The following is a 10,611-nucleotide window of genomic DNA, read 5'->3' as shown; positions in this document are numbered from 1 at the left end:
GGCGGGCGCTACTCGGTGGACTCCGCGATCGGCACGTCGCTGGCCGTCGCCGTGGGTCCCGAGCGGTTCCGCGAGTTCCTCAGCGGTTTCCACGCGATCGACGAGCACGTGCGCACCACCCCGTTCGAGCGCAACGTGGGAGTCCTCATGGGGCTGCTGAACGTCTTCTACACCAACGTCCTGGACGCCCACACGCACGCCGTGCTCCCGTACTCGCAGCTCCTGCACCGCTTCCCGGCGTACCTGCAGCAGCTGACCATGGAGTCCAACGGCAAGTCCGTCCGCTGGGACGGCTCCCCCGTCACGACCGCGACCGGCGAGGTGTTCTGGGGCGAGCCCGGCACCAACGGCCAGCACGCCTTCTACCAGCTGATCCACCAGGGCACGCGGCTCGTCCCCGCGGACTTCATCGCCTTCGCCAACCCGGCGCACCCGCTCGTGGACGGCGACGCCGACGTGCACGCGCTCTTCATGGCGAACTTCTTCGCCCAGACGAAGGCGCTGGCGTTCGGCAAGACGGCCGAGGAGGTCCGCGCCGAGGGCACGGCCGAGGACGTCGTCACGGCCCGCGTGTTCTCGGGCGACCGCCCCACCACGTCGATCCTGGCGCCGGCCCTGACGCCGTCGGTGCTGGGGCAGCTCATCGCCCTCTACGAGCACATCACGTTCGTCGAGGGCGCCGTGTGGGGCATCGACAGCTTCGACCAGTGGGGCGTCGAGCTCGGGAAGAAGCTCGCGACGGAGATCGCGCCGGCCCTCACGGGCGACGAGGCCGCCCTCGACGCCCAGGACCCCTCCACGGGGGCCCTGATCCGCTACTACCTGGCACAGCGGAGCTGACCGCGCGCGGCCGTGGCAGTTGCCCGACGCAACTGCCGCGGCCGGCCGGGTGATGATGGAGGGGTGACCGCGCTCCCCCGCTCCCGCCGGTACCTGGTGCTGGCGATCTGCTGCTCCAGCCTGCTGCTGGTCTCGATGGACACCACGATCGTCAACGTGGCGCTGCCCGCGATCCGGGCGGACTTCGGCGCGTCGCTGGCGGACCTGCAGTGGACCATCGACGCCTACACGCTCGTGCTCGCCAGCCTGCTGCTGCTGTCGGGGTCGACGGCGGACCGGATCGGGCGGCGCCGCACGTTCCAGACCGGCCTCGTGGTCTTCACGCTCGGCTCGCTGCTGTGCAGCGTGGCGCCCGGGCTCGGCTGGCTCGTCGCCGCGCGCGTCCTGCAGGCCGTGGGCGGGTCGATGCTCAACCCGGTCGCCATGTCGATCATCACCACCGTGTTCCCCGACCCGCGCGAGCGTGCCCGCGCCATCGGGATCTGGGCCGGGGTGGTCGGGCTCGCCCTGGCGCTCGGACCCGTCGTCGGCGGCCTCCTGACCGAGACGATCGGCTGGCGCGCGAACTTCTGGATCAACGTGCCGCTGGGCGTCGCGGCGCTCGTCCTGGCCGCGGTGTTCGTCCCCGAGTCGCGGGCCGCCCGGCCCCGGCGCCTGGACCCCGTGGGCCAGGTGCTGGTCGTCGCCGCCCTGCTCACCCTGACGACGGCGATCATCGAGGGGCCCCGGCGCGGCTGGACGTCCCCGCTCGTCCTCGGCGCCGTCGCCGTGGCCGTCGGCGCCGTCGCGGGCCTGGCGCGGTACGAGCCCCGCCGGCGGGACCCGCTGCTGCAGGTGGAGTTCTTCCGCAGCGCCCCGTTCACGGGTGCGGTCGTCACGGCCGTGGCGGTGTTCGCCACCTTCGGCGGCTTCCTCTTCCTCAACACCCTCTACCTGCAGGAGGTCCGCGGGTTCTCACCGCTGGACGCGGGCCTGGCCACGCTCCCGCTGGCCCTGGCCGCCCTGGTCGCGGCCCCGCTCTCGGGGCGGCTCGTCGCCTCGCGCGGCGCCCGCACGCCCTACCTCCTCGCCGCCGTGGGCCTGACGGCCGCCACGCTCGCGCTGACGGCCCTCTCGGCGAGCACGCCCCTGCCCTACCTGCTCGTCGTCTACCTCGTCTTCGGCGCCGGGTTCGGCATGGCCAACTCCCCCGTGACGAACGCGGCCGTCTCGGGGATGCCGCGCGAGCAGGCGGGGGTCGCGGCTGCGACCGCGTCGACCAGCCGCCAGGTCGGCTCGGCGCTCGGCGTGGCGGTGGCGGGCTCGATCGCCGGCGCCTCGGGAGGCGCGATCGGGGCTGGCTTCCCCGCCGCGACGCACCCCGTGTGGTGGATCGCCGCGGCCTGCGGCCTCCTGGTCGGCGTCCTGGGCGTCGCGACGACGGGCCGCTGGGCGCGCGGCACCGTCGAGCGGGCCGCACCCCTCGTCGACGCCGCCCCCGGCACCGCCCCCACGGGCGCCCGCTGAGCGCCGCCGCAGCACGGGGGGTCGCCTGGTCAACCGCCGCCGACTGCGGGAGGCTGACCGCGCCCCACCCCAGGTCGGAGAAGGAGTCAGCGTGACGACGAGGTCCGTCCCCACCACCATGCGCGCGAGCGTGCTGGTGACCAAGGGCGTCATCGAGGTGCAGGAGCGGCCGGTGCCGCGGCCGGGCGACGGGGAGGTCCTCGTCCGCGTCGCGTCCGTCGGCGTCTGCGGCTCCGACGTGCACTACTACAAGGAGGGGCGGATCGGGTCCTTCGTCGTCGAGCAGCCCCTCGTCCTCGGCCACGAGGTGTCCGGGCTCGTCGTCGACGTGGGCTGGGGCGTGGACGAGAGCCGGGTCGGCGACCGCGTGGCGATCGACCCGCAGCGCAACTGCCGCAGGTGCCGGAACTGCAAGACGGGCCGGTTCAACTTGTGCGAGTTCATGGAGTTCTACGCCACCCCGCCGCACGACGGGACGTTCTGCGAGTACGTCACGGCGCCCGACGACCACGCGTACGTGGTGCCGGACAGCCTGTCCGACGACTCCGCCGCCCTGCTGGAGCCCCTGTCCGTCGGGCTGTGGGCCGCGCACAAGGCGGCGATCGGCCCGGGCGACCGCGTGCTCGTCGCGGGCGCCGGGCCCATCGGCGCGATGGTCGCGCAGGCCGTGCGGGCGAGCGGCGCGAGCGACGTCGTCGTCACCGACTTCGTCGACAGCCGCCGCGAGCGCATCACGTCCTTCGGCGCGACCCGCGCGCTGCACCCCGTCGCCGACGCCGACGAGATCGCCGGCCTGCGCGCCGACGCCTTCGTCGACTGCTCGGGCGCGACGCCCGCGGTGCTCTCGGGCCTGGCGGCCACGCGCAGCGGCGGCACCGTCGTCCTCGTCGGCCTGGGCGCGGAGGTCATGCCGCTGCCCGTGCAGGAGATCGCCAGCCGCGAGCTGAACGTCACGGGCGTCTTCCGCTACGTCGACACCTGGCCCCGCGGCATCGCCCTGACGACGGCCGGGACGGTCCACCTCGACGACATGGTGACCGCCCGCTACTCCCTCGACCAGGTCGAGGACGCGCTGAACGCGGACTCGGACCCGAGCAGCATGAAGGCCGTCGTGGTCGTCACCCCCACCACCGAAGGAGTTCCCGCGTGAGCGTGCTCGACCGCTTCTCCCTGACCGGCCGCACGGCGCTGGTGACCGGCGGCTACCGCGGCCTCGGCCGGGCGTTCGCCCAGGCCCTCGCCGAGGCCGGGGCCGACGTCGTCGTCGCCGCGCGCGACGAGGCGAAGTCGGTGCGGGCCGCAGCCGAGATCGCGGAGTCCACCGGCCGCCGCACCCTCGGCCTCGGGCTGGACGTGACCTCCCGACCCCAGGTCGAGGCCGCGATCGCCCGCACCGTGGAGGAGCTGGGCGGGATCCACGTCCTCGTCAACAACGCCGGGGCGTGCGTGCACCGGCCGGCGCTGGAGGTCACCGACGAGGAGTTCGAGGAGGTCCTCTCCACGAACGTCCGCGGCGTGTGGCTCGCGAGCCAGGTCGCGGCGGGGTGGATGGCCGCCAACGGCGGCGGCAGCATCGTCAACATCGGGTCCATCAGCGCGTTCATCGTGAACCGGCCGCAGATGCAGCCGGTCTACAACGCGTCGAAGGCTGCGGTGCACCAGCTCACGAAGTCGCTGGCCGCCGAGTGGGCGCCCCTGGGGATCCGCGTCAACGCCCTGGCCCCCGGCTACGTCAAGACGGAGATGGCCCCCGTGGACGAGCCGCGGTTCCGCCGGATGTGGATCGAGGACGCGCCCATGCAGCGCTACTCCAGCCCCGAGGAGATCGCCGCGAGCCTCGTCTACCTGGTGAGCGACGCGGCCTCGTTCTCGACGGGCGCGGTCGTCGTGACCGACGGCGGGTACAGCCTGTTCTGAGCCCGGCCTCGCGGGGTCGCGGTGCCTCGCACCGCGACCCCCCGCCGCGGTCGGCCCCGCGGTGGAGGAGGTCGTCCGCTGGCTGACGGGCTGCGACGCCGCCGGCCTCGAGCGGGTGATCGCCGCGGGGTCACCCTCGAGGCGTGGCGGGGGGCAAGCGCACGACGTCGATCCGGCGGGGCGGCGCCGCGCCGGCCGCCACCCCGCGCGCGCAGGGGCCGCCGGGCCCGGAGGTCGGGGACGCGGCCCGTCGGCGCGAGGTCACGCGCGCACGGCCCCGGGCGGGACCCCGAACCGCCGGCGGAACGCCCGCGAGAAGGTGCGCACGTCGGAGAAACCGCTCTCCCGCGCGGCTGCCGTGACCAGCCGGCCGCTCACCAGCAGGCGGCGGGCGTGGTCCAGGCGGACCTCCCGGATGACCCGCGCGGGCGACTCGGAGTTCTCGGCGAAGAGCACCTGCAGGGCGCGCAGCGACATCCCGTGCCGGCGGGCGAGGCGCTCGGGGCACAGCGAGGGGTCGGCGGCGTTCGCGACGGCGAAGGCGCGCACCTCCTCGAGGAGAGCGGCGCGGCGGCCCGGAGCGGAGGCCGGCGCCCGCTCCGTCAGCTCCGACAGGGGGCGCGCGTCGACCGCCCGCCGGTGGGCGCGCTCCTCGCTGACGTCGTGGAAGGACACCACCGCTCCCTGGCCGTCCGGGAGGCTGATCGGCGCCGACGTCCAGGTGATCGGGAACGAGGAGCCGTCGCGGCGGATGAACCACTCCTCGACCGCGGGGCCGGCGGTGTGCGGGCGGCGGGGACGCAGCACGGGGCACTCGGCGACGGGGTAGGCCGACCCGTCCGGTCGGTGGTGGTGCACCGTCTCGTGCCCCGGCCGGCCGAGGAGGGTCGCCGGGTCGCGGTAGCCCAGGACGCCCGTCGCGGCGTCGTTGACGAAGGCGACCTCGCCGCGCGCGTCGACCACCCACACGGGCACCCGGATCCGGAGCAGGATCTGCGACGCCAGGTCGATCGTGGTCATCGCTCTCCTCCACCGGGACTCCACCGGGGGCTGATCCTGCCCGACCGGTGTTTCGTCCGCGTTGAGCTGCGGTGACGGCCGCGGTGCGGGTGCGCGGGACGCCGCGTCCGGTGCGCGGATCGTCCTGTCGCGCGCACGTGGCGGCGTGCTCTCATCGGTCATCAGCCGACCAGCGACCTGGAGACGAACGATGACGGACCACAACCCTGCGATGCAGAAGGCCACCCTCGCGGCGGTCGAGAGCGACGTCCACGGCCTGATCTCCAAGAGGACGGCCCAGCTCGACGGCGTCGCGGTCACCGAGGTGACGTTCTCGGTCGGTGCCCGGTGGAGCCACGACCTCCGACCGTCCGCGGGGACCGACCTGTGCGAACTGCCGCACGTCGCGCTCGTCGTCGCCGGCACGCTGGGCGTGGAGATGGCCGACGGTTCGACGGAGGAGTTCTCCGCCGGCGACGTCATGCTCCTGCCCCCGGGCCACGACGCGTGGGCGGTCGGCTCGACCGACTGCCGCTTCGTCGAGTTCTCGCGGGGCGGTGACTACTACGAGCGCTGAGGAGCCGCGGGGTGGTCGCGACCTCCCCGTGGTCGGCAAGCGCGAGGCCGGTCAGGTCGTCGACCGGCACCGGATCCGCCGCGGTCTGTCGTGGCGGGCCCTCGCCGAGGCCATCGACCGGCCGCCGGCCTGGACGGTGGCGGCGCTCCTCGGCAACCACCCGGTCCCGGAGGAGCCGGCGAGGATCGTCGCGGACCTGCTCGGGCTGGGGCCCGAGATCGTCGAGGCGCTGCAGCTGCAGCCCGTCCGGACGGCGGACCCCGCGGTGGTGAGCGACCCGACCGTCTACCGCCTCCACGAGGCCCTGGCCGTGTACGGGCCCGCGATCAAGGCGCTCGTCCACGAGGAGTTCGGCGACGGCATCATGAGCGCGATCAACTTCCGGCTGGACGTCGCGCGCCGCGCGGACCCCGAGGGGGACCGGGTGGTCCTGACCCTGGACGGGAAGTTCCTGCCCTACCAGTGGTGATCCCCCGGCGGGCCCGGCTCAGCCCGCGGGCGTCAGGACCAGCAGGGGCTTGGCGCCGCGGGCGACGTCGCCCAGCAGGCCCACGAGAGTGCCGTCCGGGCCGAACGCCGCGACGGGCCCCGCGCAGCCGCTGGCCGGCAGGAACCCCCCGTGGGACACCGCGCCGGCCTGCTCCGCGTCGAGCGCGCGGACGGGGAAGAGCCGCCGGGCGACGTCGGCCAGCGGGGTCGGGACGGGTTCGGCCTCGACCTGCTCCAGCGTCCGCGCCTCGGCCACGCCGAACGGGCCGGACCGCGTGCGGCGCAGCGCGGTCAGGTGCCCGCCGACGCCGAGCGCCGCACCCAGGTCGCGGGCCAGCGCCCGCACGTAGGTGCCGCTGGAGACCTCCACCTCGACGTCCACGTCGAGGAAGGGTGCCGCCGCCCGCACGTCGAGGACGGTGAAGCGGGACACCGTGACGCCCCGCGCGGGCAGGTCGACGTCCTCCCCGGAGCGGACCCGGGCGTGCGATCGCCGGCCGTCGACCTTGATCGCGCTCACGCTGCTCGGCCGCTGCTGCAGCTCACCCGTGAGGGCCGCCACGGCCGCCGCGAGGGCCCCGCGGTCGACGTCCGTGGCGTCCACGGCCCCGCCCAGCGGGTCCCCGGCCGCGTCGTCGGTCACGGTCGCCAGGCCCAGCCGCACCGTGGCCGCGTAGGCCTTGTCGTGCGCGACGAGGTGCGCGAGGAAGCGGGTGCCGCGGTCGACGCCCAGCACGAGCACGCCGGTCGCGGCGGGGTCGAGCGTCCCGGCGTGCCCGACGCGGCGGGTGCCGAGCAGCCGCCGGCAGCGCGCGACGACGTCGTGGCTCGTGAGCCCCGCCGGCTTGTCGAGGACCAGGATGCCGTCGCCCACGTCAGCGGTCGTCGTCCTCGTCGTCGAGGTCGTCGTCCTCGCCGAAGTCGTCGGTGAGGTCCACGGGCTTGCGGTAGGGGTCCGCGTCACCCGCGGGCTTCGCCCCCGCCGCCAGCGCCGCGACCCGCGCGTCCTGCTCGGCGGCCGCGCGCAGCAGGTCCTCGATCTGCTGGGAGGTCTCGGGGATGTCGTCGGCGACGAACGTCAGGGTCGGCGTGAGCCGGATGCCGGTGCGCTTGCCGACCTCGGCCCGCAGGACGCCCTTGGCGCTCTCCAGCGCCATCGCGGTGCCCTGCCGCTCCTCGTCGGTGCCGAGGACCGTGTAGTAGATCGTCGCGTGCTGCATGTCACCGGTGACGCGGGCGTCGGTGACGGTCAGGAAACCCAGTCGGGGGTCCTTGATGCGCTTCTCGAGCGCCTCCGCGACGACGACCTTGATGCGGTCGGCCAGCTTGCGGGCTCGGGTGGGGTCCGCCACGGGACTCTCCTGTTCTTGCTTCGGTCAGTCGTCGTCCGACGACAGCAGCTGCCGTCGGGTCGACAGGATCTGGAACTCCGGGTGCCCGGCCACGGCGCGCTCGCACCGGTCCAGCACGTCGGTGCAGTGCGCGGCGTCGGCCGCCACGACGGCGACGGCGACCTCGGACCGGCGGTGCAGGTCCAGGTGGCCGGTCTCCGCCACGGCGACGTCGAACGCGCGCCGCAGTTCCGCGACGAGCGGCCGGACGACGCTGCGCTTGCCCTTGAGGGAGTGCACGTCGCCGAGCAGCAGGTCGATGGTCAGGGTGCCAGCGAACATGGAGGAGGGGTGCGGCCTCCCCCGCGGCTCGGCAGCCGTCCGCCGGTGCGGACGGCGCGGCCGGGGCAGGAGGGAGGTCCTGCCCCGGCCGTCGTTCGTCAGGCCGTCACGCGCTCAGCCGCGCGACTTCTCCTGCATCTCGAACGTCTCGATGACGTCGTCGACCTGGATGTCGTTGAACGACCCCAGGCCGATGCCGCACTCGTAGCCCTCGCGGACCTCGGTGGCGTCGTCCTTGAAGCGTCGCAGCGACTCGATGGTGAGGTTGTCCCCGTGCACGACCCCGTTGCGCACGACGCGCGCCTTGGAGTTGCGGCGGATGAGCCCCGACCGGACGAGCGTCCCGGCGATGTTGCCGAACTTCGAGGAGCGGAACACCTCGCGGACCTCCGCGGTCCCGAGCTGCACCTCCTCGTACTCCGGCTTGAGCATCCCCTTGAGGGCGTTCTCCACGTCCTCGATCGCCTGGTAGATGACCGAGTAGTAGCGGATGTCGACACCCTCGCGGTCCGCGTACTCCTTCGTCTGGCTCTCGGGCCGGACGCTGAAGCCCAGGATGATCGCGTTGGACGCCATGGCCAGGTTCACGTTGTTCTTCGTGATGGCCCCGACACCGCGGTCGATGACGCGCAGCTCGACCTCCTCGCCCACGTCGATCTTGAGCAGGGCGTCCTCGAGGGCCTCGACCGAGCCGGCCCCGTCACCCTTGAGGATGAGGTTGAGGCTCTCGACCTTGCCGCGCTCCAGCGCCGCGGTGAAGTCCTCCAGCGTGATGCGCTTGCGACCGCGGGCCAGGGCCGCGTTGCGCTCGGCCGCTTCGCGCTTCTCCGCGATCTGCCGGGCGGTGCGGTCGTCCGGCGCGACGAGGAACGTGTCCCCCGCACCGGGCACGGACGTGAGCCCGAGCACCTGGACCGGACGCGACGGGGTCGCCTCGGACAGCGCGTTGCCGTGCTCGTCGAGCATGGCGCGCACCCGCCCGTACCCCGTGCCGGCGACGATCGCGTCGCCGACGTGCAGGGTGCCGGACTGGACCAGGACGGTCGCGACGGGGCCGCGGCCCTTGTCGAGGCTCGCCTCGATCGCGATGCCGCGGGCGTCCTTGTCGGGGTTCGCCCGCAGGTCCAGGGCCGCGTCCGCCGTCAGCAGGACGGCCTCGAGCAGCGCGTCGAGGTTCAGCCCCTGGCGTGCGGAGACGTCGACGAACATCGTGTCGCCGCCGTACTCCTCGGCCACGAGGTTGTACTCGGTGAGCTGCTGCCGGACCTTCGCCGGGTTCGCGCCCTCCTTGTCGATCTTGTTGACCGCGACCACGATCGGCACGTCGGCCGCCTGGGCGTGGTTCAGCGCCTCGATCGTCTGGGGCATCACGCCGTCGTCGGCCGCGACCACGAGGATCGCGATGTCCGTGACCTTCGCGCCCCGGGCCCGCATGGCCGTGAAGGCCTCGTGCCCCGGGGTGTCGATGAAGGTGATGGCCCGCTCGACGCCCTCGTGCTCCTTGGTGACCTGGTAGGCACCGATGGCCTGCGTGATCCCGCCGGCCTCCTTGGCGACGACGTCGGTGGACCGGATGGCGTCGAGCAGCTTGGTCTTGCCGTGGTCGACGTGACCCATGACGGTCACGACCGGCGGGCGCGACTCCAGCTCCTCGTCGCCCTCGGCCTCGAGCTCCGCGTCGAGGTCGATGGAGAACCCGGCGAGCAGCTCGCGCTCCTCGTCCTCCGGGGACACGACCTCGATGACGTAGCCGAGCTCGGCGCCCAGCGTCTGGAAGGTGTCCTCGTTCAGCGACTGCGTCGCGGTGGCCATCTCACCGAGGTGGAACAGCACCGTGACGAGCGCCGCGGGGTTCGCGTCGATCTTGTCGGCGAAGTCGCTCAGCGAGGCGCCGCGACGGATGCGGACGGGCGTCGAGCCGTCCCCGCGCGGGACCGAGACGCCCCCGACCGAGGGCGCCTGCATCGCCTCGAACTCCTGGCGCTTCGCGCGCTTGGACTTGCGCCCCTTGACGGGACGTCCACCCGCGCGGCCGAAGGCGCCCTGGGTGCCACCGCGGCCACCGCGGCCGGGACCACCCGGACGACCCTGGAAGCCGCCGCCGGTGCCACCGGGACCGCCGCTCGGGGCGCCGGGACGACCGGCACCGCCGCGGGCGCCACCGGGGCCACCGCGACCCGGCGCACCGGGACGGCCGGCACCCGCGCCGGGACGACCGACCGTCGGGCGCGCCGGCATCGAGGCCGGGCTGGGACGGGGACCACCGGGGCCGGGGCCACCGGGACGCGGCCCACCGGGACGCGGCCCGCCCTGCGGACGGGGCATCCCCTGGCTCTGGGCGAAGGGGTTGTTGCCCGGGCGCGGCGCACCACCGGGACGGTCGCCGCCGCCCTGCGGACGGGGCATGCCCTGGCTCGGCGCGAAGGGGTTGTTGCCCGGACGGGTCGAGCCGCCGGGACGGGCCGCGCCCGGCGCACCAGGACGGCCGGCGGCCGCGGGGCGCTCGGCGCCGCGGTCGGGACGGTCGCCGCGCGGACGCTCACCGGGAGCACCGCGGTCGGGACCGGGACGGTCGGCACCGCGCTCGGGCGGGCCGGGACGGCGCGCACC

At 74.5% G+C, this 10,611-nt stretch carries 11 protein-coding genes; 6 read left to right on the top strand and 5 right to left on the bottom strand.

Annotation, left to right across the window (positions count from 1 at the left end):
• From GTR02_RS15325 to GTR02_RS15310, 4 genes are all read left to right on the top strand, one after another.
• On the top strand, window positions 1-840 hold an 840-nt coding region (locus GTR02_RS15325; RefSeq protein WP_476702879.1), incomplete at its 5' end, for a glucose-6-phosphate isomerase.
• Between the two features lie 63 nt (window positions 841-903).
• Window positions 904-2,346, top strand: a complete 1,443-nt coding sequence (locus GTR02_RS15320) for a DHA2 family efflux MFS transporter permease subunit (protein WP_166608363.1) — start codon at window positions 904-906, stop codon at window positions 2,344-2,346.
• Between the two features lie 118 nt (window positions 2,347-2,464).
• Window positions 2,465-3,496: an NAD(P)-dependent alcohol dehydrogenase gene (locus tag GTR02_RS15315; protein WP_166608364.1), complete on the top strand. Its 1,032-nt coding sequence runs from the start codon at window positions 2,465-2,467 to the stop codon at window positions 3,494-3,496.
• Window positions 3,493-4,263: a glucose 1-dehydrogenase gene (locus GTR02_RS15310; RefSeq protein ID WP_166608362.1), complete on the top strand. Its 771-nt coding sequence runs from the start codon at window positions 3,493-3,495 to the stop codon at window positions 4,261-4,263. Before GTR02_RS15315 ends, GTR02_RS15310 begins: the two co-directional genes overlap by 4 nt.
• Before the next feature lie 261 nt (window positions 4,264-4,524).
• Here the strand turns inward: GTR02_RS15310 and GTR02_RS15305 are convergent, their stop codons facing one another.
• Window positions 4,525-5,283 carry a helix-turn-helix domain-containing protein gene (locus GTR02_RS15305; RefSeq protein ID WP_166608361.1) on the bottom strand — a complete coding sequence of 253 codons (759 nt, stop codon included), beginning with the start codon at window positions 5,281-5,283 and terminating at the stop codon, window positions 4,525-4,527.
• 211 nt (window positions 5,284-5,494) lie between these two features.
• On the opposite strand from GTR02_RS15305, the gene GTR02_RS15300 reads away from it, so the two are divergent.
• Both GTR02_RS15300 and cynS read left to right on the top strand, forming a co-directional pair.
• Complete coding sequence (locus GTR02_RS15300) at window positions 5,495-5,839, top strand: cupin domain-containing protein (RefSeq protein ID WP_240895792.1); 345 nt, start codon at window positions 5,495-5,497, stop codon at window positions 5,837-5,839.
• 28 nt (window positions 5,840-5,867) lie between these two features.
• Window positions 5,868-6,308, top strand: a complete 441-nt coding sequence (gene cynS, locus GTR02_RS15295) for a cyanase (RefSeq protein ID WP_338073842.1) — start codon at window positions 5,868-5,870, stop codon at window positions 6,306-6,308.
• Window positions 6,309-6,326: 18 nt separating this feature from the next.
• Here the strand turns inward: cynS and truB are convergent, their stop codons facing one another.
• The 4 genes from truB to infB form a co-directional block, all read right to left on the bottom strand.
• A complete protein-coding gene (gene truB, locus GTR02_RS15290; RefSeq protein WP_166608358.1) occupies window positions 6,327-7,202 on the bottom strand; it encodes a tRNA pseudouridine(55) synthase TruB in 876 nt (291 codons plus the stop codon).
• A 1-nt stretch (window position 7,203) separates the two neighbouring features.
• Window positions 7,204-7,680 carry a 30S ribosome-binding factor RbfA gene (gene rbfA / locus GTR02_RS15285; RefSeq protein WP_166608357.1) on the bottom strand — a complete coding sequence of 159 codons (477 nt, stop codon included), beginning with the start codon at window positions 7,678-7,680 and terminating at the stop codon, window positions 7,204-7,206.
• 24 nt (window positions 7,681-7,704) lie between these two features.
• Entirely contained in the window at window positions 7,705-8,001 is a 297-nt protein-coding gene (locus tag GTR02_RS15280; RefSeq protein ID WP_166608356.1) for a DUF503 domain-containing protein, read from the bottom strand.
• 114 nt (window positions 8,002-8,115) lie between these two features.
• The coding region (gene infB, locus GTR02_RS15275) for a translation initiation factor IF-2 (protein WP_166608355.1) at window positions 8,116-10,611 on the bottom strand (2,496 nt) is incomplete at its 5' end.

The sequence above is a fragment of the Kineococcus siccus genome, from assembly GCF_009906795.1.
GTDB lineage: Bacteria > Actinomycetota > Actinomycetes > Actinomycetales > Kineococcaceae > Kineococcus > Kineococcus siccus.
Note: the sequence above shows the minus strand (reverse complement) of the source record. Positions and strands in the feature narration are given on the sequence as shown.